The 25,589-nt window shown below is 64.6% G+C and carries 14 protein-coding genes; 10 read left to right on the forward strand and 4 right to left on the reverse strand.

What is annotated here, in order from left to right; translation table 11 throughout:
* Positions 1-262: 262 nt before the first annotated feature.
* The gene (locus K7W42_RS03320; protein ID WP_224572249.1) at positions 263-2,269 is read right to left on the reverse strand and encodes a M14 family zinc carboxypeptidase; all 2,007 of its coding nucleotides are present in this window, start codon (positions 2,267-2,269) and stop codon (positions 263-265) included.
* A gap of 116 nt (positions 2,270-2,385) precedes the next feature.
* A complete protein-coding gene (locus K7W42_RS03325; protein WP_224572251.1) occupies positions 2,386-3,993 on the reverse strand; it encodes a S8 family peptidase in 1,608 nt (535 codons plus the stop codon).
* Between the two features lie 238 nt (positions 3,994-4,231).
* Between K7W42_RS03325 and K7W42_RS03330 the strand changes: the two genes are divergently transcribed.
* The 3 genes from K7W42_RS03330 (at position 4,232) to K7W42_RS03340 (ending at position 7,900) form a co-directional block, all read left to right on the forward strand.
* Positions 4,232-5,179 carry an EAL domain-containing protein gene (locus K7W42_RS03330; protein WP_224572253.1) on the forward strand — a complete coding sequence of 316 codons (948 nt, stop codon included), beginning with the start codon at positions 4,232-4,234 and terminating at the stop codon, positions 5,177-5,179.
* A 160-nt stretch (positions 5,180-5,339) separates the two neighbouring features.
* Positions 5,340-6,938 (forward strand): tetratricopeptide repeat protein, encoded by a 1,599-nt coding sequence (locus tag K7W42_RS03335; RefSeq protein ID WP_224572255.1) that lies wholly within the window; start codon positions 5,340-5,342, stop codon positions 6,936-6,938.
* Positions 6,939-7,018: 80 nt separating this feature from the next.
* Entirely contained in the window at positions 7,019-7,900 is an 882-nt protein-coding gene (locus tag K7W42_RS03340) for an IclR family transcriptional regulator (protein WP_224572258.1), read from the forward strand.
* A gap of 333 nt (positions 7,901-8,233) precedes the next feature.
* Here K7W42_RS03340 and K7W42_RS03345 read toward each other — a convergent pair whose 3' ends face one another.
* Positions 8,234-11,287 carry an ATP-binding protein gene (locus tag K7W42_RS03345; protein WP_224572260.1) on the reverse strand — a complete coding sequence of 1,018 codons (3,054 nt, stop codon included), beginning with the start codon at positions 11,285-11,287 and terminating at the stop codon, positions 8,234-8,236.
* 347 nt (positions 11,288-11,634) lie between these two features.
* On the opposite strand from K7W42_RS03345, the gene K7W42_RS03350 reads away from it, so the two are divergent.
* The 3 genes from K7W42_RS03350 (at position 11,635) to K7W42_RS03360 (ending at position 14,818) form a co-directional block, all read left to right on the forward strand.
* Positions 11,635-12,129 (forward strand): hypothetical protein, encoded by a 495-nt coding sequence (locus K7W42_RS03350; protein WP_224572262.1) that lies wholly within the window; start codon positions 11,635-11,637, stop codon positions 12,127-12,129.
* 388 nt (positions 12,130-12,517) lie between these two features.
* Entirely contained in the window at positions 12,518-13,279 is a 762-nt protein-coding gene (locus K7W42_RS03355) for a peptidase associated/transthyretin-like domain-containing protein (protein ID WP_224572265.1), read from the forward strand.
* A gap of 531 nt (positions 13,280-13,810) precedes the next feature.
* Complete coding sequence (locus tag K7W42_RS03360) at positions 13,811-14,818, forward strand: hypothetical protein (protein WP_224572267.1); 1,008 nt, start codon at positions 13,811-13,813, stop codon at positions 14,816-14,818.
* 595 nt (positions 14,819-15,413) lie between these two features.
* Here the strand turns inward: K7W42_RS03360 and K7W42_RS03365 are convergent.
* Entirely contained in the window at positions 15,414-15,626 is a 213-nt protein-coding gene (locus K7W42_RS03365; RefSeq protein ID WP_224572269.1) for a hypothetical protein, read from the reverse strand.
* Between the two features lie 336 nt (positions 15,627-15,962).
* Between K7W42_RS03365 and K7W42_RS03370 the strand changes: the two genes are divergently transcribed.
* The 4 genes from K7W42_RS03370 to K7W42_RS03385 all read left to right on the forward strand — a co-directional run bounded on the left by K7W42_RS03370 (position 15,963) and on the right by K7W42_RS03385 (position 25,585).
* A complete protein-coding gene (locus tag K7W42_RS03370; RefSeq protein ID WP_224572271.1) occupies positions 15,963-18,197 on the forward strand; it encodes a hypothetical protein in 2,235 nt (744 codons plus the stop codon).
* A gap of 7 nt (positions 18,198-18,204) precedes the next feature.
* A complete protein-coding gene (locus K7W42_RS03375; protein WP_224572273.1) occupies positions 18,205-20,526 on the forward strand; it encodes a hypothetical protein in 2,322 nt (773 codons plus the stop codon).
* Between the two features lie 161 nt (positions 20,527-20,687).
* Complete coding sequence (locus K7W42_RS03380) at positions 20,688-22,976, forward strand: hypothetical protein (protein ID WP_224572275.1); 2,289 nt, start codon at positions 20,688-20,690, stop codon at positions 22,974-22,976.
* Positions 22,977-23,041: 65 nt separating this feature from the next.
* A complete protein-coding gene (locus K7W42_RS03385) occupies positions 23,042-25,585 on the forward strand; it encodes a hypothetical protein (protein ID WP_224572277.1) in 2,544 nt (847 codons plus the stop codon).
* Positions 25,586-25,589 lie beyond the last annotated feature (4 nt).

A 25,589-nucleotide genomic window follows, 5' to 3' on the forward strand; every position in this document is an offset into this window, starting at 1 on the left:
AGGCTGTCCTTGTTGGGGAAGCGTATGCAACGGGCAATGATGGGCCGATGATGGTAGATGCCGAGCTGAACCGAGAGCAGCAATCAGGAGGAGCCGCGCACCTTCTTACGGTTCCTCCTGACCACTCAATCACCTGAACACGCTGGCCTTCAGGGCTGGGCTACTGCTGGCAGAGGCGACGCTGTTCCACCCACCTCTCCCCTATGCAGCGGTGAACAGGGCAAAGAGGAAAGTAACTTTCAGAGCCGCCTCAGCCATACCTTTAGCGCGTTTCTGTCAGGGTGTAATTGCCCGAGCCGCTGTAGGCATAGGTCTGCCAACGGTACGTGCCACTGGCCGCGTTGTAGGTGATGGTCTCGCTGCTGGAAGGCGTTTCAGCAGCGGCGACATCCACCCAGCTGCTGCCACTGAGTTTTTGCAGGTACAGGTCAAAGTCGGTGCCACTGGCCCCACTCAGCACACCTTTCAGAGTTCCACCGGCGTAGTTAAAGCCGGCTGTGCCTGGCTGGTAAGAACTGCCGCCAGCATTCACGCTGCCGTTGTAGGTGGTGGGCGTAGGCGTCGGGGTGGTGCTGCCGCCCACAGTCACGAACAGAGCAGAAACCGGGCCATACGTGCCGTTGCCATTTCTAGAGCGGACGTAGATGGTGTGCTTGCCAGCGCTGAGGCCAGTGGTGGACACCGTTGCCTGAACATTCTCACGGCTGGCATTAAAGCTGCCATCAGTGGCGGTCAGGGCCGTGCCGGTCCCACCGGCCCAGGGCGGCGTATCAATGAAGTATTCAGCGCCGGCCACCGTGCGGCTGGGCTCCGACCCATTGCTGGTGTTAAAGCGGGTGTTGTCGGCGCTGGCACTCAGGGTGAAGCTGGCGCCCGCCGCCACGTTGGCTGGGGCGGTCAGGCTGACGCTGTCTGGACCGCTGCCCAACTGGTAGGGGGCACGCGCCACGCGCAGGGCGTACAGCAGCGCCGCCTGGTTCTGGGGCAGCACAGTGCCTGTGAAGGTGGAGCAGCTCTCGAAGAACGCGCCGCCCAGCTCGAAGGTGTAGGCGGCCACCCCCAATTCCCCGTAAGTGAAGTCAATCGTGGTGCCGCTGGTGGGATACAGACCGATGGACTGCTGCGGAGTATGACCATTGAAGTACGCCAGCTTGCGGCCCAGCGACTGCAGCGCGGTGCCGTTCGGCGCGGCGGTGTTGGTGTCTCCCCAGGGCCAGAGGACCAACTTGCCGTAGCTGTGCACGTCAATGTACACGCCAGGGGTCGCCGCGGGGGCCGCGTCGGTGCGGTTGGGCCCACGGTTGTCCGCGAAGGCCGACTTGATAAAGGTCTGCAGGTTCTTGGTTTCTGGCTCGGAGGCCGCAGCCGAACCCATGTACGTTTCGTTGCAAGGATCAGTGCTGGAACCGCCATTCGCCCAGGCATAGTTAAAGTTGCGGTTCAGGTCCACCCCGTATAGCCCGTTGCTGCACCGCTGGGTATCATTGGCGTTTTTGCGCCATGACGCGCCGGCTTCCGCCTTCTTGCGGCCATCGGGATTGCTCTGCAGCACCAACCAGACCTCCTGGCTGTCCAGCATCCAGGTCACGTCCGCGTCCTTGCCGTAATTGGACACCAGATATTCGGCGAAGCGGGTGGTCAGCTCGGCCGGCGTGTATTCCCGCGCGTGGATAGAGGCCGTGATGACCAGGCGAGGCTTGGTGCCCGTGACACTCTTGTTGGTCAGCTTGAGGACATTCATGTCGTAGCCGCCGCGCCCTTGCGTCTTGAGCCAGGTCGAGCCGATGCTGCTCCAGCTGGCCAGATTCGGGTACTGCGACACAATGGCCTGCGCACTGCTGTAGGTTTCTTCGACGGTGCGGTAGCAGGAGTAGCCGCTGATGGCGAGGCTGCCCAGATTTTCTTTCAGCGAGCCGCTGTGCTTCTCCGTTTCGGCTTTGTCAATGCGGATGGTCCAGCCGCGTGTCAGACCGGTCACCCGCAGGCGCTCAAAATCCGCCTGGCCCACGTCCAACAGGACGAAGCGTTCTTCCAGACTGCCGCCCACAGGCTCAAAGGTCGTGATGATATCTGTCCAGTCACGATCCGTTTTGAAGTCAATGCGCGAGACCACGATGGGCTTTTGCTGAAACACACTGCATTCATCGGCCGTGGCGACCAAAGAGGCGCCTGTCGTGACCGGCGGGGCGGCCTGCGGCTGAGGCGTCTGCGAGCAGGAAGCCAGCAGCAAAGAGGCACTGATAAGAGAGACAGCCAGAGTTCGCTTCATAAAACCTCTGCATGGGTACAGGAAAAGGGTGTGTGTGGGAAACAGAAACCTTTAAACAGCCAGCAATCAGGTGTGGGCACGCTCAGGCGTGCCCACGAGGGTCCCACCTAAACGGGTTACTTGGTTTCGACGAGGGTGTACTGACCGCTGCCGGCGTACCCGTACACGCCCCAGACATACGTGCCGCTGGTCGCGTTGTAGGTGATGGTCTCACTGCTGGAGGGCGTTTCGCTCTCGGCCACGTAGCTCCAGGTGCCGTTGGCACCCTTCTTGAGCAGGTAGAGGTCAAAGTCGGTGCCGGAAGGCCCACTCAACGTGGCTTTCAGGGTGCCGCCCGCATAGGTAAAGCCTGCCGAGCCGGGCTGGTAGCTGAACTGTCCAGCGCTGACAGTACCGGTGTAGGTCTTGTTGCCGGGGGTGGGCGTGGGGTCGGGGTTTGGCGTCGGCGTGGTGCCTCCGGGGTTGGTGAACAGCAGGCGGTCAGGGCTGCCGTTCAGGTTCGACAGCTTGCCCGTGGACGCGCTGTTGGTCAGGGCCGTGGCAATCTGGGCTGAGGTGTAGCTGGGGTTGGCCGCCAGGATCAGCGCCGCTGCACCTGCGACGTGGGGCGTGGCCATAGAGGTGCCGTTCCAGGTCGCGCTGCTGATGGCGGTGTCGCTCGTGTTCACGGTGCTCGTGATGCCCGTTCCAGGGGCCAGGATGTCAACGCAGTTGCCGTAGTTGCTGCCCAGGCCAGTGCCCCAGTCGTTGGGATCGGCGCGGCGGTCCGTCTTGGTGGTGGCACCGACGGTGAAAGCACCCGCAGAGCTGGCCGGCGAGACGTTACAGGCGTTCTGGTTTTCGTTCCCTGCAGCAACAGCCATGAAGAGCCCTTTGCTGCTGGCGTTGGTCACGGCGTCGTTTTCGGCTTGGTCAACCCCGCCGCCCAGACTCATGTTGGCAATGGCCGTGCCGCTGCCCTTGTTGTTCAGCGCCCAGTTGATCCCTGCAATCACACCGCTGTTCTGGCCACGGCCCTGGCAGTCCAGCACCTTCACGGCGATCAGTTTGACGCCCTTGGCCACGCCGTACGTGGCGCTGCCCACCGTGCCGGCCACGTGCGTGCCGTGTCCACCGCAGTCCGAGTTGTTGCCGTCGCCGGTCGTGTTGGTGCCCCAGGTGGCCCGGCCGCCAAACTGCTGATGGCTCGTCCGGATGCCGGTGTCAATGATGTAGACCTTGACCGCGCTGGCCGTCGAGTCGTAGGTGTACGAGCTGTTCAGGGGCAGGCTGCGCTGATCGATGCGGTCCAGACCCCAGACGGCGTTCGACTGGGTGGCTGTGGCCTTGGAGTAGCTGTCCTGCTGGACGTATTTCACGCGGGGATCACTGCGCAGGGTGCTGAGGTTCTGCGCGCTCAGTTTGGCGGCAAAGCCGTTGAGGGCCGCGCCGTAGATGTGCTGGATGGTCACGCCCTGGGGGTCAAGCGACAGGCTGCTGATGAGCCCACTGGCGCTCTGGGTGGACAGGTTGTTCACAGCCCCTTCGCTCAGCACCACGATGTACTGGCCAGGAATGGCTTCTGGGTTGCTCGTGCCTAGCAGCGGCGCGGCTGTGCGGGTCAGGGTTGTCGGCAGCGACGACTGAGCATCGGGCTGAGCGGCAGTCGGAGCAGTGGCCTGCTGCCCACAGGCAGCGAGGAGGAGGGTCAAACCGAGGGTTCCAGCAGTGAGCCGTGCATTCATGTGAGCCTCCAGACAATTATTCACTCAGTGAACAAAAGGGCCACCGCGGGTGCAGTGCAGAGATGACGTTGTGGTGACGACATGAGTGTAGGTGTCAGGCTAATGTAAATGAGACAATGGGTCTAGACAACTTATCCAAAATGCGCTGTTATTGCGCCAGATAATTCCACCTAACGAATAGGCCAAGCTACTATCTACTCATCTCACCAGCAGCTTGGGGGCTCCCATGCAACGAGTCATGAGGTCTGTCTTACCGCCACACTCAGCGCCCTCGTTCCAGGTCCAGCGGGATCTCCCCTCATCCTGCCGCGACCCCGTGGAGCAACAACCGACGGCTCAGTCATGCTCCTCGCCCGACCAGATTCTTCCTGAGGCCTCTCTCCTGCCGACTCGCCCACCACCCACCTGTTCTTCTGACCTTTTGTCGGGCGCCCTGCGCCGGGGCGAATTCAGGGTGCATTACCAGCCGATCGTGTCGGCCGTCTCAGGGCAACCCATCAAAGCTGAGGCGTTGCTGCGATGGCAGCCTGCGGGACAGCCTCTGGTCTCGCCCAGTGACTTTCTGGCACAGCTGGAAGCCTCAGACGAGATGGCCGACGTGGGGACCTGGGTGTTGTGGCAAGCCTGCCACGCGGCGGCCCGGTGGCCGGGGACACGCATAGCGGTGAACCTGTCTGAAGCTCAATTCAGCAGGCGCAACTTTGTCACCACTGTCAAGCAGGTGCTTAGGGACACTGGCCTTCAACCAAACTGTCTGGAACTAGAATTGACAGAAACCATGCTGATGACGGGGTCCTGTTACGCGGCCAGGGCCTTGCGGCGGCTCAGGGCGTTCGGCGTTCGCGTGGTGCTTGATGACTTTGGCACGGGATTCTCGAATCTGTCCTGCCTGCAGTTCTTTCCGTTTGACGGGCTCAAACTTGACCGCAGTCTCGTTCAGCCCCTTCAGCGGCGAGACGCGCGCAGCCTCACCATTGTGCGAGGCCTGGTCGAACTTTGTCAGCGGCTCCAGTTGGAGATCACGGCGGAGGGGGTCGAAACCCCTGTGCAGCTGCGCACTCTCCAGGCGATGGATGTGCCCCTGCTCCAGGGCTACCTCTTTGCTCGGCCGCAAGAATCTTGGGCGCCAGGCACCACGAAGCTGGCAGGCGGACTGGAGCCTGTCAAATGGAGCAGCCATTCTTAGAGGACCAAGAGCCACAAGGTCCGGGATGACCAAGTGCATGAGCTGGCCCATCGTGCTGGGCGAGTGCCTCTAAAATGAGGTCATGTCAGAGGCTGTGAATCGTCTGAGATCGCAAGTTGCGCTTGCTTCTGGGCGAGAGCACCTACGGTTGCTCGTTGATATGGCATTCGCTCTGCGGGAAGTAGACGCGCGCGAAGGGCTCAACGTTGCCCGTACGGCGATTGACCTGGCGCAGGCCGACAAAGATTGGACAGCGCTGACATCACTCCTGATCGCTGAAGCTCTGAATCTGGACCGTCTGGGCGACTACCATTCAGCACTTGTTCAGCTTGACAAGGCACAAAAAATTAATCAGAAGCTGGGCGACATTGGCATCCTGTCGAGAATCTGGAATGCCAGAGGCGTCATATTTTCAAATCAGGGTCAATTGCCAGAGGCTCTGCACCATTATCTCTTAAGCGAAGGAATTTGCGAGGAATCGAGGAACTACTGGATGCTCTCCGCCGTCCTCAACAATATAGGTATCGTCTACGACCGGCTTGGCCGACATGACGAGGCTTTTGCCTCCTATGGACGGGCTTTAAAGCTGGCTCATTCTATTGGACGAGAAGATATAGAATTACACGCCGTCTCCAATCTCGGGTTTAACAGAATGTTTCTCCAACTGTGGGATGACGCCCTAAAATATCATAAAGAAGCACTCAGTTACGCGCAGAAGCAAGAAAATGAATATGGAATCATTATCTGCACAGCCAACATAGCCGAGTCCTATGGCGCCCTGGGGGAGATTGAGCACGCCCACACGCTCTTTGCCGACGCCATCGGACGGGCCCGAGCCCTCGGTGATCTCGAACACCTCGTGGATCTCCTCTATGAACAAGCGAAGTTGTATCTGAAGTCGGATGAATGGAGGCCCGCTCTCGCGCTTCTTCAGGAAACTCTTGAACTGGTGAGGCAGATGGGCGGCTTTCACCGGGAACTAACCTACCGGGTTCAGCTGGCCGATACGCTGGTGCAGGTTGGACGAGCTCAAGAAGCGCTGGCCGACCTGGAAGCCGCGCCCCCACCCGCAGACCATGCCGGCACCCTTGAACCGCGCCGGCGCCTGTACAGCCTCCTGATCCAGTTATACGGGGAACAGGGCCGCGCAGACTTGGTTCAGCACTACCAGCAGAAGCGGCAGGACGTTGAGCAGGTTCTCCAGGCGCAAACCGAGCAGTGGGCCGCCCGCATTCCAGAAGTCGAGCGCCAGGTGGCCCAGTGGAAGCAGGAAGCCGCCCGAACAGGCCAGCGGCTACAGGACTCGGTGCCAGGTCAGCTGACGCCCCAGTCAGCAGCAGTGGACTTTGATGAGCTGAACCAGCATTTCGAGGCTGCCCAGCACAAATTAGAAGATCTGGCCGTCCTGGTTGTGCTGACGGAGGTGCGCGGGAAAAGCGTGCAGTTTGTGGACCCGCAACGCGAAGACTTGGCGCAGTTCCTGCAGAGGGAGGCACCCAGCGCGGTCAATCTGGGGTCGCGGGATGACGGTGCAGTGATCCTTCTCTTGCCAGGCACTGGGCACACCTCGGCGGTGGCGTTTGCCAAGACACTGATCCGGCACCTCCGCGCCAATTCCTCGTCGGCCAGGGTCAGTGTGGGCTGCTGCACCACCACCGCCTGGTCTCAGGCCGAAGATATGATGCGCTCCGCAGAACGCCTGCTCAGTCAGGCGCAGGGCCTGGGGGGCAACCGGGTCATGGCCACCGGTCAGGGATGAGCAGGCCAGAAGGTCGTGAACAGGTAGACTTGGCGTCTGAAGAGGGCCTACCCCCTTCTGCTCTGAACACAGGCCTTCCCATGCCCCCTGCCCAGTCCACCGACCCCTCCGACGATCCGGCCGTGCCCACACTGGAGCGGCCCCTCTATCTGCTGACGTTTTTTACGGCCAAGGAACCGGTCTGGACCCTCTCAGGGCTGTCGAGGGCCAGTGGCCTGCCCTCCGCGAGTTGTCTGCGCGCCATCCGGGTGTTAGAGAAATATCAGTTCCTGCGCCGTGACCACATGCAGTACCGGTTGGGCAGTCAATTGGTCCGGCTCAGTGCCAACGCCATGGCGTCCTCGCCCTCGCGCCGCCTCGCGCTGCCCCATCTGGAGCACCTGCACCGCCTGACGGGGTTGGCGGTCAGCTGGTCTGTGCTGGAAAGCCAGGAAGCCCTCACCCTGGAGGTGGTGGCGTCTCCAGAACACCCCGCCGAACGGGTGCAGGTGGGCGCCGCGCTGGACCTGTCGGCGGGGGCCGTCTCACGGGTGCTGCTGGCCTTCGCCCCGCAGGAGGTGCGGCGCAGCGTCCTGGCGAGCCTCTGGGCCGAGCACCCACACACCCGCCCACACCAGGAGCTGCTCGATGGCCTGACCCGCAAAGCCTGGCTGGCGCTGGAGGTCAGCCGGCAGCCCGCCGACCGCTGTGACGTCGCGGCCCCGGTCTTTCAGGGGGACGGCCGTCTGGTGGCGTCCGTCGGCCTGGAGCGCTCGCGCAGCATGCCTCCGTCCCGAGCGGTCCTGGAACAGGAACTGGGCCTCTTGAATCAGGCGGCGCAGCGGATCTCACGTGACCTCGGGTACACGCGGGAATGGCAGGGCGACCCGGCGTTCTTTCTGCAGATTCTGGAAAGCGTGAATATCCTGGCGTTCACTGAGGCGTCCTCCGTCGGCAATGACCTCGTGAATTACCCCATCTGAAGAGGCGGGCAACGGCATCCGGGACGAAGGCCAGATCAAACAGCTTCCGCTCGATGATGGCACAGCGAGAAGGCCACTGGCTGCGCCTCCATAACGCAGTATCCGTCTATTCTCAATTTTCGAGTCTGCCGCGCCGCTTGCTAAATACGCTCAGATTTCATCCAATATCCTGCCTGAGGTTGGTCGGCATCTGTCTCACAGCGGCTGCCAGTTCCATTGAGGGGCCAATAACGCCCCTCAACTCCAGTTTCGCCGCTGTCTCTTATGGACACTCACTATGTTCGCCTTACCGTGATTGAGGATCATCACCCTCAACCACGCTGAGTTCCTCTGTCAGAGCGCGCTCCAGTGGCCTGGGGGCAAACCGTGTTGCTCCCGCACTTGCTGGGCGGCCAGCTGGTGAGCCAGGTCGTCACCCGCCTCTTGCTTGGCCCGCAGGTCGTGCAGCCGCGCCTGCCACGCCACATTGGGGGCGGCCTGAAGCAACGCCTCGGCCTCGTCTAGTGGCGCCTGCGCGTCTTCCCTCCGCTTCAGCGCCATCAGGATGGCCGCTTCTTCCAGGGCGCGCAGGGCGAGCAGATGCGCGGGAAAGGCCCGCCCGTCCCTGGTCAGCGCCAGCTCGGCCAGAGCGCCTTCCAACTGGCCGCCCAGACGCAGGGTCCGGGCCTGCAAGACCGGGAAGAATCCCAGAAGCGCGCTGTGGTCGGGGCTATGGGTACGGTGGGCATGGGCATGGAGCCGCGCGGCCAGGTCCAGGTCACCCGAAAGATGCGCCACCATGATCTGACTGAACAGCAGGGCCACCCGCTCGCCGTGGTTGGCGTCCAGGCGGCTCAGGTGCTGCTCGCCGCGCGCAACACTCGCCTGGGCCGCCTCCACCTCACCCAGTTCGCATTGCACCCGCGCCAGTTTCGCCAGGCTGGAGCCGGCGCGCAGTAGGTCGCCCCGGCGCAGGTGCAGGGCCTCGGCCCGTTCCAGATGCGCCGTGGCCTCACGGGGGGAGGCGGCACTGAGGGCCAGCCCCAGCCCTTCCTGGGCCTTGGCCTGCCACTCCAGAGACGCGGCGCGCTCGCCCAGGTCAGCGAGGCGGCGCAGATGGTCACGCACCTCCGCGTGGTGGCCACGGATGTAGGCCACCAGCGCCAGACCCTCGGTCAGCTGGGCCTCGACCAGCCACGTCTCACGCCCAGGCTCGGCGGCGCGCAGGGCCGATAGGCCGGCCTGCACCGCCGGCTCTATCTGCTCCACGTCAATCGTGGACTCGACTGCCCGGTAGGTCTGCATAAAGGCAGTCGCCCGTTCCAGTGGCGTCACGGCCCGGTCGTGCAGAGCGCGCACTGCGTCTGCATGGCCAGGGTCATCCATGTTGGCCAGCACCTCTGCCCGCAGCGCCAGCGCCCCAAAGGCCGCCCGCTCGTCCACCGGCCCAAAATGTTCGGCGGCCTGGGCAAAATACTGCGCGGCCTCGACCTGACGCGCGGCGTGCCAAGCAGACTGACCGGCCCGCAGCAGCCACGGCGCCGCCTGCGCCGCGTCGCCCCCAGCCAGCCAGTGTCCCGCCACGCGGGCCGGCGCGGCGCGTTCGCCCCCGCCCATCACCCGCGCCGCCGCGCGGTGCAGCAGCCGGCGCACACCCTCGGGGATTTCCTGCCGCAGAGCCTCGGCCACGAGGTCGTGTTCAAACCGCTCGCCCACCACAATCTGCGCCGTTTCCAGTTCTTCCCAGGCGGCGGCCACATCCAGCAGCGGCGCGCGCAGGGTCTCGGCCACCAGTTCCAGGTCAAAGTCGCTGCCCAGGACGGCGGCGGCGCGGGCCGCCTGAAGAGCCGGCGCGGAGAGCCGACCCAGCCGCCCAGAGATCACCGCGCCTGCTTTTTCAGGCAGGGGCAGCGCCTCGGGCAACGTGCCTGTCTGGGCCTGCGCTTCATGGAGGCTGCGCACCGTTTCCAGCAGCAGCAGAGGGTTGCCCCCGGTGAAGCGCCTCAGCCGCTCGGGCAGTTGCGCGTCCAGGGGCAACTCCAGCTGTTCCAGCAGGCCCTGAACATCCTCTTCGCCCAGTGGCCCCACCTCAATGAGTTCGACCAGGCCTCCACTCACCAGCGCCTGAAGCATGCCGGTCAGCAGGGGCGAGAGTTCACCTTTGCGGAAGATGTGGATGGTCCGGTACGGGGCGTCGGGCTGCCCCCACCCCAGCTGGGCGAACACAAATCCGCCCGCCTCCACACTGGCCTCGTCCATAAACTGCACGTCGTCAAATACCATGTGGCGCAGGCCCCGCTGCACCGCCGCACCCAGCACCTCGACCTTGGCACGCCAGAACCGCAGTTTCTGCTCCTCAGAGACGATAGGTGCGGGGGTGCCGCCCAGGCCCGGCAGCAGACGTGAGAGTTCCTCGCGTATCCAGGGGGCCAGGGGCAGGTCTGGATAGGCAGCGAGTACCTGCCCGTAAGTCCGGGCGTGGGTGGCATACAGCAGCCCCGCGTCGCCTGGCCGGCCCTCAAAGCGCATGCCGCCGCCGTGGGCCGCCAGAAAATCAAGTGCCAGGCGCGTTTTCCCGGCACCCGGATCGCCAGTCAGGATGATGCCCTGTCCACGTTCCCACGCGGCGGCCATACGCGCCCAGACATCGGCGCGGCCCACCAGCACGGGTGGGCGGCGCACCGCCAGCGGAATGCGGGCGGCGGCCGGTGCCGCAGAGGGCGCCACCGAGCCTCGGTCAATCAAGCTGGCCAGCTCGCGCGTCTCGGGCAGAGGGCTGACCCCCAGTTCGCGCGACAGGACCTCCTGGCAGCGGTGGTAGGCCTTCAGGGCCGCTGGGCGGTCCCCGGCCAGGTAATGCAGGCGCATCAGTCGGCGCCAGGCGTCTTCGGACAGCGGGTCAAGGTCCAGCAGACGCCGGGTCAGGTCCAGTGCACTGTCCAGGGCGCCGGCTTCCTCAGCCTCGGTGGCGCGCCGGGCCAGGTGTCCGGCGCGGGCCAGGTCCAGGCGCTCACGCCAGGCCAGCAGCCACTCGGCCAGGTCAGGCTGCTCGTCAAAGCCCAGACCGTCCAGTAGCGGCCCGCTGGGAACGTCGGCGCCGCCCTCCTCCCAGCCTTGAAGGTCAGAAGAGAGGGCCGGTCCCAGCGCCACCGCTTCACCCGCCTGCACCAGCCCTGGGTCATGACTTTTGCCTATGCGGCGCAGCAGATGAACCAGATTGTTCCGGGCGGCTGCCTCGGGCGTGTCAGGCCACAGGAGCCCAGCCAGCCGTGAGCGCGAGGTCGGACCTTCCAGCGTCAGGTAAACCAGCAACGCCAGGGTGCGCGCCTCGCAGCGGACCGCCTGCCCGGTCGGGTCTAGAAGGCGCGGTTTGCCGAAGGCCAGAAGCTGCCAGGGCGCGCTGTTCATGATTTCTGATGATAACAAGCTGGTCGTAGCAAAAGGGGCGAAACCTTAGTTGCAGGTCTGCATCGGCTGTGGCCTGCTCTCAAGATCGCGCAAGTGAAAGTGAGTGGGCGCATATGAGGCCCCGCCGTCGCCAGGCGTTTATCCACAGGAGTAAGAGGGTGGGTCTGCCTGAGCACACCGGAACCAGACAGAACCGTCTACAGCAGCTGTGGCAGGAAAGCTGCTGTCCCACGCCAGCGGGCCGGCCAGGGAAGAGACAGGTCGGCCCGCCGCTGCACGCCACCATTATTTGCTGCCACGTTAGGCCATCACCAGCGGCCCACTCAGGCCACCTCAACAGGAACCTCATGCACACCACCCGACTGCTTTTGCTAGCGCTGGCCAAAATCACCCTTCCAGGCTGTGGCAGGCCAGGCACCGTCACGCCAGGACCAGCTGAACCTGGCCCCATCCAGTTCGCGCCCCAGGTGCAGCGGCCCGACGTCATAAGCGATGTGGTGCGCGACGCAGCCGGGCAGCCTCTGGCCGGGACCGAAGGCTGGGCCGACAACACCGTCTCCTCCGACATGAGCGTGTTGGGCACGACCGACGCGGGTGGCCGCTACGCCCTGGACCTGCCGCACAACGTGGGCACCTGGCGACCCAGCGCAAAGATCAGCCGGCCCGAGCATGGGCAGACTTCCACTTTCACGGTGTATCCGACGACCGCTCGGCGTTTCAGGCGAGAACGGGCGCCACGCGTGACTTCGTGTGGCGTATTCGGGGGGAATATTGCGGCAGCGTGCTGGGCCACCTGGTCAACGTGTGCTCCGGTGACGGCGAGGTGGACTGGGACAGCCTGAAACTGACCTTCACGCCTCAGGGACTCCCGATCGGCGGCCTCCTTGAAGCGGACGCTGAGGGGCGGAAAGGTTACCGACGTGCCAGTGGACACGTACTGCGTCTCGGCCACACATGCGCCTGAAGGAACGCGGGCACCCGTTGACGTGCGGGCTGAGGGACAGTTTGAATCCACCGCCGCCTCAACAGTCACGTTCCGCGAAAACCCATTATGGCGTCCGGATGGACCTGTCCGTCCGCCGCCAGTGACCCAGAACTTCCAGCCGCGTGCTGACCAGCAGCACGGGGTCCAGTGAAGCCCCACGCTCTCGCACCATCGGGCCATCATCCATCCCTGCCTACAGTCCAGGCATCACCAACGGCGCTCCAGACGCCCACAGGAGGAACCCCATGCGCAGCACCCAACTGATTTTGACCGCCTTTGCCCTGCTCACCCTCTCGGCCTGTGGCGGCAGCGCCACCAGTCAGCCTGCACCCGCGTCGCCCGGTCCTCAGCAACCCGCACCCACGGCACCCGGCGCCGTGTCCGCCTGGACCATGACCGGCACCGTGAAAACAGAAGCCGGCGAGCCGCTGGCAGGCGTGCGGGTCTTTGCTGACCACACCGCGTTTTACAACATGAATGCAGAGGGCGTTACCGACGCGCAGGGCCGCTACACCGTGGCCCTGGCCCACCAGCCCGGCAGCTGGGCCGCCGGCGCCTACATGAACCTCAAAGTAGGCGAGCAGACTTTCGAGGCACGCCTGAAGCCCAACGACGACACGTCCTTTGACGGCTCGAAGGGCGCCGTCCGGGATTTCACCTTTAAGGCCAGCGACGCCCCAGCGGGCAAAGTCAACACGTATATCGCGCATTCCAACGTTGAACTGGATTACGACACCCTGGTCTTCACCTTCACACCTGATGGGCCGAATGTCATGGGCAGCACGGCACCGTTTACGCGCCCTTTCGTAGATGGCTACGGGGTGCAGAATGTGCCACTGGGCCGCTACCGGGTCAGTGCGGTACACGTCCTGAATGGAACCCGGCAGCAGCTCCTTCTGAGTTCTGACGACCAGGAAGAATTTGCGACCAGTGTGCTGGCCCTGTTCCACGACAACCATGACCGCTACGGCATCACGATGGAACTGAGCCTCAAGAACCCGGAGTAAACGATCTTTCCCTTTCAGGCCGCCCGAGTTGGGCGGCTTTTGTGTTGCTCTGGCCTTTTGGCACCTGTTGGGCATATGGAGTCTGGTTCGCCCTGTACCGAGTTATAGGTTTGACCCGACGGTAAAGAGAAGGAAAAAGCACGGGTTTCCGGGAATGAGCGGAAGCCGTATCAGACCCCCACGCGGAGGTGTCCCAAGCTCTCCAATGCCGTCCTGGACAGGCAGCTCTGACCTGCGTTGAACGAATTGACAGAACGGGGGCGGGGCGTGTGCCCCTGCTGGTTGGTGGACTGCACAAACGGCACTTCAGACGGATATGCCATTGCCTGTGCGGAGGCTAAACACCTGGCGCCGACGCCTGCCCTAGCACCCGTGTAGAGCTTTCGCAAACCGCCAGACCTGATCTGCCCACGTCTTTCCCTCGCCAGCACATCCTCTTCAGTCTTTCCCCAGACCGATCATTCGCCTATCATCCTCTCTTTTCTACCGTGGGGGCAGTTCAAGACCGACGTGGCCACCCAGGAGACCCTTATGACCAAGACAACTGCCCTTTGCCTTCTTCCCTTCCTCGCCGCCCTGACGCTGGGCGGAGCCGGACAGGCACAGACCACCACCGCCCCGCCCCGGGTTGTCCTGGGCACCACGCAGCAGGACGGTGTGGTGGCAAAGCTGGGCGAAACCTTCACCCTCGGTAAGGCCAGCCCCCTGAATTTCACGCTCCTGAGCGCCGACTACAGCGTGGGGCGCGTGGTTATCGGCAACACCGTGTACTTTCCCAAAGTGGGCGAGAAACTGCTGGTCCTCCACTACACCGTTCACAACCCGCAGTCGCGCGACGTGCGTTACTACTGGCCCGACCTGACTTTTACAGCCGTGGACGCCCAGGACCGCAACTACCCCTTCGCCCAGGCCGTCGCCCGCGAGGGCACCAGCGAGCGGCTGGAACTGAACCTCAAGCCGGCCCAGAAGGTGCAGGTCATGACCGTCATCCGCGTGCCAGCCGCTGGCGTGGTCCCCAAGCTGATGGTGGCGCGGGAGGCCGCCCTGCTGCGCTACGACCTGCGCGGCCAGGTGCGCAAACTCGCCGCTGGCCTGGCCGACCCGGCCGACGCCAGTGGCGCGACCCCGCTGGCGCAGTTACCAGCCACCATGAACGCCTTCCGCTCACTGGAGCGCTTTGACGTGCGGCTGGACGAAGTGAAGTTTACGAATGACATGCTGGGCGGCAAAGCCCCGCCAGCCGGGCAGCGCTATCTGAGTGCGACGTTTACCCTGCGGAGCATGGAGCCGCGCGGCAGCCGGTACGCCTGGTCAGACTTTAAGCCAGTCCTGAAAGACGCCGATGGCGAGCGGGTCGAATACAACCAGATGCTGCTCAAGGCCAGCCGTGACGAAAAGGCCGTCGGCACGCTGGAAGCCGGGGAAGAGGTCCGGGTGCGTTTTTACTTTGCTCTGCCAGCGAACGTGAACGCGCAGAGCCTGAGCTTGACGGACGGCGCTGGTCGGCCCCTGCTCTTCGACATCAGCAGCGCCCGCTAAAGCTCTTCAGACCGTTGCCTAACCAGACCAATTCTCAGGGGTGAGCCGCTGACAAACGGCTCACTTCGTCTAGCTCTAGAAAGTTGCCCAGCGGCGCCCAGGCGTGAGGTACATCCACCGCTGTCCGTTGAAAGGCGGAACAGGCAGCGTCCGTGGCTGGCAAGCGTTCAATGTTGACTTCTGGTGGCTGTGCTACTTCCGCTCCCTGAACCAGGAAAGTTAGAAACGACGCTCTGCTGGATCTGCCACGCCAACGAGGGCTTACAGGTCCAGGCAGGCTGGGTGGTGGGTTGGCCCTGAGACTGTATGGCGTTAGTCGCCCCGACCTCTCCCACAGCCACCAGAGCCCGTGGGCCAACCCAACCAATCGGTAACACCGCCCGACAGAGCAGAGTGCCGGTTCGGACATCCGTTCCCAGACTGCCCAACGGCCCGCAACAGCGGCAGGGTTCAGGACTCAAGATCAGGCCGTTTACAGAAAAACACCGCGCCTTTCCTATGAGTAAGCGCAACGCAAGATCTCCGCGTCAGCTACAGCGACCAGCGGCGTCGCCTGCGTCATGTCAAGACAGGAAAAATCTGCCAGGCGTGCCGCTCAGCGCCGGACCAGTTCGCCGTACAGGTGGTCAATACATTCGTCAATGCTGGCGAAGTAGCGCCGCTCGCCCAGGGCGCCTTCTCTGCAGGAGGCGCGCCATGTGGAGCCTGTCGGTTGGTCCCCAGACTCGTGCCAGATGCGCAGAACGTACACCCGGCCCTGGGGTGCTGGGTCAGTGGTGGAAGGCAGTGTGGGCAAATCCTTGGACATGGCGGCTCCTTGTTTCAGCAAGGTAGAGGCCCCAGGATGATGGGCCGATGACACGGCCAGCAAAGCTGCGCAGACCTGCGGCAGATAGGGCAGGGTGCACCCTCTGGTCCAAACGCCTCTGCGTGAATCCGGCGCCATCTGGGGCCGGTTGACCAAGTCGCCCGGCACAGATCACGGGCTGATCACGGGTGCCGTGATGCACTGAGCGCGGCGCATTCGGATGAACCAGAGCCGGCCAGGCAGGGTCACAGGGACCAGGTCCGCCGCATCAGCCTGAGTCTCCGGGCGCAGCTGGGCGCCGGTCCAGCGCCTTGATTCCGTTCAGGAGGCGAACTTGTGCTGAGTATTCCTGTGCTGGCCGAGATTGAGGGGGTCACGATCTTCCGTGACGACGAGAATCCTGCCAATTTCTACTACCTGCCCAGCAAGCCGGTGATCGCGCCCGGCGCGAACGGCAAACCACAGTTCACGTTCATGCGCTACCAGTTCGCTATCGAGCGGCCTGGGGCCGAACCGGGCGGCGGCTATCTGGTCTTTACCACCGTCATGCGGGAGAGTCCGCAGACACTGGTAAAAATCCGGCAGGCGCTGCAATCGCGGCTGCGCTCGGAGATGCCCACGACCACCGTCCTGCCCGAAGTCACGCTGGCCCCCGTGGACTTTACCGAGGGCGAGGTCCGGCTGATCATCATGCAAAACGACAAATTCATCAAGGCCGTGAACCTGGGCAAGCCGTCCCTGTTTGGGGACAACACCGCTTCGCTGGCGGTGGAACTGACCGCCGACGGCGCCACCCTGTTTTACGAGGCGCTCCGCAAGCAGGGCAGTGTCGCGGCCATCGAGTACAACCTGACCTTTCCGGTGCGCCTCCCGGCCATCACCATTCGCGGCCATGTGGATTCCAAAGAGGTCAAGGAAGCGGTGATCGGCTACACCAAAGAGCAGGTGAGTTCCAGCGACACCTGGGGCAACGATGAGTCGCACGAGGTGGCCCACCGGACCTCGATTGCCGAAACGATGGAGTCGCAGGGCCTCATTCAGTTAGAAATCCTGAAAGGCACCGCCGAGTTGGGCCAGGACGACATGGAATCGCTGCGGGCCTTCGCTTTTCAGGCGATGGACGCCTTTATCAAGGAGCATTTTCTAAAAGGCGGCACCATCGAAACCGACAAGGACCGCGAAAGTGAGTGGATGTCCTACTTGCAACAGGACATTCAGGCCCGCTTCGACCTGAATGTGTCATACCGCGACGTGATCAAGCGGCAATACAACCCGTCCGCACAGATCAACCCCAGTTTCCTGGGCGTGCCGGTGGACGACGTGCTGATCGAGATTGACTTGGGCAACGCGCCGTGGTTCTTCAACACCCTGACGGTGGACGTGGACACCAATTTCGACTTCGCCAAGTACGGCGACTTCGTGCACAGCGTGGTGGGGCACTTCAGCTACGACCAGGTCAGGCCGGACGGCACCAGGATCACCAAGCGCGACAGCCTGGCGTTCACGGCAACCGACAATAAACCGAAAAAATTCGAGTCCCGAATTGCGGCGGTGGGCAAAGACACCTATCACGTTGAGGTCGAGGTCAATTACAAGTCTGGCCCCGTCCTGAAAAGCACGCTGGAGGGGCGCGACAGCACCCTGCGCCACTGCACGCTGAACGTGCCTAACCCCGGCATTATCGAGATCAACCTGTCCACGGCGCCGGGCGCGTTCGACGACAGGCTGACTGGGATTGAGGTCGAGATCGAATATGCCGACTCGCATCAGAACGTGCCGCACGCCGTGGAAACCGTCCTACTGGACGGCAAAACGCCCGCTGCAACCTACAAACGTGTGATTTACGCCCCCTGGACCCAGGCCTACCGCTCCCGCGTGACGTATGTGCTCAAAGATGACGCCGGGAACGTGCAGCGGACCACCGGAGACTGGCTGGAAGGCGCACCCGGCGCCCAGAATCTGGCGATTCACACGCCTTTTGCAGACAGCTTCAACCTGAATGTGCTTCCGCTGGCGGACTGGGAAGAAGTGCGTCAGCTCCTCGTGGACCTGGACTACGAAGACCCCGCCAACGGCTACCGGATGCAGACCACGCTGAGTTTTTCCAGGGATCAGGCGGGCATGCTGCCGTGGCGCTTCATGCTGCGCGACAAGACCCGGCGCAGCTACCGCTTCCGCCAGACCACCCTGCTGCAAAACGGCGCCTCTGAAGACAGCGGCTGGGTGACCCAGGAGTCGGACGGGTCCCTAAAAGTGGGCAACGCCCCGCACGGCCTGTGCCGGGTCGAGGTGGACCCCGGCGACCTGGACTGGGGGAGCAGCGTCAAGCGCGCCCTGGTGCGCCTGAGTTATCACGACCCGGCTCTGCCCGCCGCCGATGAGGCCGCCCTGATGTTCCGGGACGCCGCGCCGCAGACCTGGACGGTCACACTGGGTCCCGCTGTGCGCGAGTACAGCTACGACGTGACGTACTTTCTGAAAGACGGCACACAGCGGCCCCTGACCGGACAGCACGCCCCCCTCGGCGCCACGCAGGAATTTCTGATCCTGCCTGAGCCGCCCAGCGCGTGAGGCCTGGATGCTGTCCCTGGCCCCTCCTTACCACCTGATCGGCGGGTACAGCCTGCTGCCTGACCACGCCGACCCCAGGCAGTGGTATGTGCTGCCCACCGCGCCCAGTCTGGCCCGCACGCCGGACGGCGCCCCGGCCTTCTCGCTCGTGCAGTACCTTGGCGGCGGCGCAGGAGGGGCCAAGGTCGCGGGCGGCCTGCTCACCCTGACCACCGAACTGACGGTGCCCGACGAGGCCCTGGCCCTGCTGCGCGCCGGACTGGGCAAAACCCTGAACCGCCCACCCACCGAACTGCACCTCTCCACGGTGTTCTTCGACTCTGGCACGGTGGAACTGGTGGCGTTGGGCACCGCCTCCGCCTCTGGAGAACCTGCCGTCCCTGCTCCCTTTAACATCCAGATTCTGGGCAGCGGGCGGGCCTCGCTGGGAGGCCGCAATACGGCCACCTTTCAACTGGTGCTGGACGAACTGGCCGCCGAACTGGTGGAAAAGGCGCTGGACGCCCCCGACCTGCCAGTCATCGCCACCTACCGCCTGACCTTCGCGGGGCTGCGGCCCAGTTTCTCGGTCAAGGTGCAGGCCGACTGGACGCGGGTCTACCGCCACCTGGAGCAGAAGCTGAAGGCCAACCTGTATTACGTGACCGCTGACGTGCAGACGCAGATCAGCCGGGCCCTGGAAGACAGCGGCGTGCAGATTGACGTGACCGTGCTCGGAACCGGCGAGGGCGAGGCGGCCGCTGCTGAACGTGCCCGCCAGCAGCTGACCGACTGGGTGCTGGAACGGCTGTTTACCCCGGTGGCGAATCCGGCGGCAGCCACCGCGAATGCTGTAGGCGACGCCGTGAGTGGGCTGGTCTCGGGGTTGGTCCGCACGGTCATTCCCGGAGTCAGTTACAGCCTGAAGGTGATGGACGACCAGCAACTCCGTACGCTGTCCGCGCGCATGAACGAAGCGGTGGCCGAGCGCCGCGAAGTGCTGCCGCAGGGCACGCTGGGCGGCCTGCTGCGAGGCCTGCGTCTGGACGAGCAGGGCAAGGTACGTCCGGACTGGCCTGTTCTGCGCCGTCAGCTGGTCACCCAGGTGAATCTCGACGGCTTTCCCCGGCTGGAAGTGCAGGTGAGCAGCGAAGACCGCTTTGCCCGCGACGGACTGGCCGAGGTGCGCGCCGAACTGGCCCGCATGGACGGGGGCGGCACCCCGACTGAACCGCGCAAGATCTTCGCCCTGCGCAGCGCCGCAGAAAAAGAAACCTACCTCGTGAACCTGCTGGGCCAGGACGCTGGGCAATTCTCGCGCCTGTACCAGACCCGTCTGGAGGTGCAGTTTGACCCCACCGGCCCCTTCGGGCCGCACCCGCCCGTGCAGGGGGACTGGCAGCCGGGCCGCGCCGCAGAACTGGTGGTGGAACCGCGCACGGTATACGGCGTGCAGGAGGTGCAGGTGAGCGCCGCCCCCAGTTTTCCCTTTGCGCAGTTTCCAACCGTGACCACTGAACTCCGCTTCGACGGGGAACCAGGAACAGCGCCACAGCTTGGCCGGGTCGAGCTGTCCGCCGCGCAGCCGAGTGGAAGCTGGCGTTTCCGGTATTTCGCGGCAGAGGGGCGCCCTCTTGTCCCGCCGCCCTATCAAGTGACCCTGACCTACCACCGCGCCGACGCCGCCGGGGGCCCGATCACCTCTGCGCCGCAGCTCTGGACGGACGACGACGTGAGCGTTCCCGACCCGTTGCCGTTCAAGCGGCCACTGAACCTGTTTGTCAGTCTGCCCTGGGCCGACGTGTTCACCGCCTTTGTGCAGCTGCGCTACCGTGATAAGCCTGGCGGCATTCAGTTTGACGAGCAGATCCCACTCAGCGCCGCCACACCCTATCTGCGCCGCGACTACCCGATTGCCGAGGGCGGCCCGCAAACGCTGGGCTACCGCCTGACCCTGCTGACGACTTCCGGTTCGCTGCTGGAAGGCTCGTGGCGAGAGACGCTGGACGACCGCCTCGTCATTGATCGCCGGCTGGTGGAGCGCCGCGCCGTGCGGGTGCAGTGCGTGGGCGGCCCACTGGACACCGCCCGTTTGCGCGAGGTGCGGGTGCAGCTTCAGCGCCGTGACCCGCAGGGACAGGTCAGAGAGGAAACCGAACTGACCTTCACGCGCGGGCAGCCCCTGACCCCGGCTGCCTGGGAGGTGTTACTGGGCGACCCACCCGTCAAGACCATCTTTTTCAGCGCCGTCTTCGTGGAGGAGTCCGGTTTCGTGACCCGCACTCCCTGGACCGCCAGCGACGCCGACCTGCTGGTGGTGCAGCTGAAGACCCGGAGCGTGAGCGGATGAGCCCTGACACGGACTGCCGTTTTTTCCGCCCTCCAAGCAGCACCCCACTGCTTCACCAACTCCACGTCCGGAACCCGTTTTTTCCTACTCGCTCTGCGGCGCAGCTCTGCGAGTCCGCTCGGATTGAATCGGTATGACACGTTCTTTTTTGGAGGTCCGCCGTGCTGAGTTTTGAACTCCCCGCCTTCGAAATTGCCGGTGTCACCGTCTTCCGCGATCACGCGGTGGCCTCGCAGTTTTACTACGCCGCGCCGCACCCGGCACTGGCCCGGTCTGGCGGGCGGGCCATGTTCGACCTGATGGCGTACAGCGTGGACCTCAAGCATTCGGTGCTGGCGGGCACCACCATTCCCGACGAACTGGGCGCAGGCTTCCTGACGATGGGCAGCGAGTGCTTGCTGAGCGCCGCGCAGCTCTCGGCCCTGCGCGGCGAACTGGCGGGCCTGGCCGGCCTGCCACAGGAGCAGGTGAGCCTGGCGGGGATTCCGTACCACAAGGGCAGCGTGCGCGTCATCGCCCTGGACCAGATGACCACGCCGGCCGACAGCACCACCGACCCGGCGTCAGCCAATCCCACCAAGGGCCGCGTGAGCTTTGTAGAACGCCTTCTGGGGAGCGGTCAGCCTGCGCTGCTGGGCGACCTGCGGAGCATCTTTTCCCTGAGCCTGTCGCAGGAAGGCGTGGCGTTCCTGAAGGGGCTCTACGAAGACCGCGCCGCGCCGGTGGGCGTGGTGTACGACCTGAAGTTTTACGGCCTGCGCCCGGCGGTGGAGGCAGTAGTGCACGCCAACCTCTCGCGGGTCTTCGAGCATTTTGGCGGCTCGCTGGGCGTGGGCTACGCCTGGGCGAAAGCCGAGGTGAAGGCCGGCATAGACCACCTCGTCGAAACAGGCGACATCCAGATTGAGCTGACCAGTCAGGCCGTGGGCGACGAGGCACAGAGAAGTAAGGAACTGGCGCTGTCTCTGTTCCGCGACCGGATTGTGCAGGAGATGTTCCGGCCGGTTCCCCAGACCACGCCGCCGCTGCCGGGCGGGCTGCCGGGTGGGCTGGGCAGTGCGGGCACGACGACCGGCATCAACCTGACCCTGGACCTCAAACGGAGTTACGAGGACAAGCAGGTGACCTACAGCTTCCGCGAGCGCGCCCCGGAAGAACGCACCCACGCTCCGCAGAGTTTCCTGAAGGTCCTGCTGAACCCCGCCGAACTGGCGCAGCACATCCACCAGATCAGTCTGGACGACCCGTTTTTCGAGCTGCTGGACGTGCTGGTGACGGGCCCCACAAGGGAGGAGATGCAGGCGCTGGGCCTGCGACAGATTGCGGTGCAGCTGCGCTATGGGGAGCCCGGTGCCCAGCCCCCACCCGACACCGCCGAACTGATCTTCCGGCCCGATTCCACCGGGGACAAAACTTTCGCCGTCAAGCGCCGGGGCCGCCGCAGCCTGACCTACCACGCCACCCTGACCTACGAGTTCATGCCGCAGCGCGGGACGGACGGCGACGCCCTGCGCTACGACCTGCCCGAACGCGTGGGTACAGGCCGCTCGCTGCTCATCAATCCCTACGCAGATTTTGGCGTGCTGAACGTGGAGGTCGAAGCCGGGCGACTGCCGCCCGACACACAGGAGGTGGACGTTCACCTGACCTATCCCGCCAGCGCCGACCTCGCCAGTGCCTTCCAGGCGGACCAGCATGTGCGCCTGACCCCTGGCCCCGACGCGGCGCCACGCCGCTGGCAGGTGCGGACCCAGGACACCGAGCTTCAGCCCTACGGCGTGCAGGCCACCTTTGCCTTCACGGACGGCGGCACCTACACCACGCCCCTCCAGGCCCGGCAGGACCCGCTCCTGCGGCTTGATTCGCCTTTTACAGCGCAGCGGCAACTGCTGATTAAACCTGTGCTGGCGTCCGACCAGATCACGCAGATCACCGTGGAACTGGATTACCACGATGAAGCCGGGAACTACCGCCGCACGCGCCTGGTGGAACTGCATCCCCCCTTTGCCAGCGTGACCCAGAGTTGGCCGGTGCTGAACCCGGACCGCCAGACCGTGCGAACCCGCGTCACCGTGCATGAAAGCGGCCTGCTGACCGAGGGGGACTGGGAAGCGACAGACGAGCCGTCCCTGATCGTGGGGTCCGCCGCGCACCGGGTGGGGCGCGTGGACATTCGCCTGATCGGCCCGGCCTTGGCCGATGTGGGCCTGGACGCCCTGCAAATCAAGGTGCAGCTGCTGCCCGCCGCCGGGCCACCCACCGACGATCCCCAGAGCGTGCTGCTGCAAGGCGCGGACACACAGGCCACCGTGAGCCTCAATCTGGCCCCCGGCCAACCTCTGCACTACCGCTTCCAGACCACAGCCTTTAAAAGCGACGGCAGCACCAGGGAAGCGGCCTGGAAAGACATGACGGCCTCGCCGCTGATTCTGTCCACCCGCACGCTGTAACCGCCCCCGCTTCCGTTCGCCCGCTTTGTCCTCTTGCTCTGGCCCGTGCCCGGAGGCGCGACCCCATGCTGAACCTGGAAACAAGAATGGAGGTGCTGGGTGTCACGGTGTTTCAGGACGCCAACCAGCCCAGCCGCTTTTACCACCTACCTCTTCCCCCGCACATCACCCTGGAGCGCGGCCAGCCGCTGTTCGACCTGTTCAGCTACCGCAAGGGCGGCGAGGCGGGCCACGACGTGGCGGGCGGCTTTCTGAACATGGTGGTGGACGTAGGGCTGGGGGGCCTGAAACCCCGCCTGGAAGGCCGCCTGAAAGAACAGTACGGCGACGACGTGACCCTGGCCCCAGTGCCCTATACGCGGGGTACGGCGCGCGTGATTGGGCTGGGCGAGGACAGCGGCGCCGGAGCCACGGATGGAGGAACGGCGCCCAGCGCCCCCGCCGCGCCGCAGGGCCCACGTTTTGTCGAACATATTCTGGGCGCCGGGCAGCCCTCGCTGGACGGCGACAACCGCGCCATTTTCTCGTTCTCGCTCTCCGAGGACGGCGCAGCCTTCATGATGGGCGTGCTGAGCGGCGCCGTGAATGCCCGCCCGGTGGGGGTGATCTACACCCTGGACTATGTGGGGCTCTTGCCCGCCTACGACCTGGAAATCAGCATTGATTTCAAGTCCTCGTATGAGTATGCGCGCAGCCGCTTCACGCTGGGCACGCTGCTGTTCCGCGCGGATATCGACAACATCGTAGAACACCTGAAGCAGGAGCAGCACATCCGCATCCGCGAGACGGCGCGCACGCTGGCACTGTCGGACCCCGCCGCCATCCGCGAGCGCCAGAACCGCATAGACACGCTGGTCAAGGACCTCGCCACCGGCGCCCTGTTTCAGCCGTCCCTGACCCCCGGCGAACCCAAGGTGCGGGGCGAGACCATCACGGCGGCGGACCCCACGGTGGCCGTGCCCGCCACCACGGGCACTGTGCCAGGAACGGTGGGCGCCGCCCTGCAACATGGCCCCAGCGCAGCGGTGGCGGCGGGCACCGGGGCCATGCTGGCGGGGCGCGAACACACCGAACCTGAAGTGGGGGCCACCGGACCCGCCGGGCCCGGCGGAACGGCCAGCACTGGAACAGGAGCGACTGGCGGCACCGGTCCAGCTGGAACAACCGGCAGCGCCCCCGAAAGTGCCGGAGACGTGTGGAACCGCCTGGGCCGTCCGCAAGCCGCTTACGTCCTGAAAAACATTCGGCAGGAGGAGCAGCGCACCGTCACCTACAACCTTTCGCAGGTCAGTGCACAGGCCCAGAGCATCGCGCCTCAGAACTTCATTCAATTTCTGAGTTCAGAACACGATCTGCGTGACCACCTGCATGTCGTGGACCTGAACCACCCATTTTTTGCCCGCATCAACCTGAATGTGAACGCGCAAGGCGTGGATTTTGCCGCCGAGGGGGTGGTGCAGCTGACCGTTCAACTGCGCTACGGCAGGCGCCCAGACGGCAGCGCCCCCAAAGACACCGCCGAGGTGATCTTGCGCAGCAGCGCCGACAGCAAGGAGTTCACGTTCTTTGCCGACAGCGCCCAGACCCAGTGGTACGAGTACAAGCTGATTGCGGACTACCGCAGCAGCTTTGGGATTGGCCTGAAAGACGCCCGCGTGGAATCCGGCTGGATTCGCACAGAGGCCCGCAGTCTGGCGGTGCATCCGGGCTGGCTGGGGCGCGTGCTGCCCGTGACCCTGCAACTGGCCCCCAGCCTGTCCGCCGATGTGGCCGAGGTTCACGCCGTGGTGCGCTACACCAATGCGGACCGGCAGATTGACGACAGCGCGCAGATCACGCTCAGTCCCCAGCACCGCTCTGAACTGCTGCATCTCCGCCTGGCGGGGGCTGACGAGCAGTTTCAGGTCACACCGACCGTCTTTTACACCGGTGGCAGCAGCGAGGCGCTGCCCACCCTGCACCTCCCCAACCCCGGCGCAGGCGAGCCCGGCGATGTGGTGGTCGTGGACGCCCCACGCGGCGGACAGCTGAACGGCGACGTGATCATGCTCGACCCTCTGGGCGAACTCCAGAGCGTGGTCGTGGACACCGAGGTCAGCCAGGACGGGCACGTGCTGGACAGCCGCAGCCTGGACCTGAGTACCCCCGGCAAGCGCGAACTGTTCAGCGTGCGCCTGGCGAGGCACGACCAACCCGCCCAGATGCGCTACCGCGAGCGCCGCGTCTTCAAAGACGGCGGCCTGGATACGGGCGACTGGCAGGAACCAGGCACGCCCAATCTGGTGGTCGGCATTCCTGCTCAGGGCGTGGTGACAGTGGCGGTGCGCTACCTGGGCCCGTCTCCCTCTCAGCTGGGCCTGAGCGCTCTCCTGCTGGACCTGGCCTACAGGGACCCTGCTGGTGACCCCAGATTCGACCAGAGTGACGCGCTGCTGGTCACCGATGACCCGCAGACCTTTACGCAGGACTGGAAGGTGCGCCTGCCCAGCCGCCAGGCCCGCACCTATACCTGGAAGCTCACGCTGCTGGCCCAGGACGGCACCGAAACCAGCACCGAGGTCCGCACCGACACCCGCGACCAGCTGATCCTGCGCCCGCCGCCGCGCTAACCGC

It is taken from the genome of Deinococcus betulae, from assembly GCF_020166395.1.
In the GTDB taxonomy this organism is placed as follows: Bacteria; Deinococcota; Deinococci; order Deinococcales; family Deinococcaceae; genus Deinococcus; species Deinococcus betulae.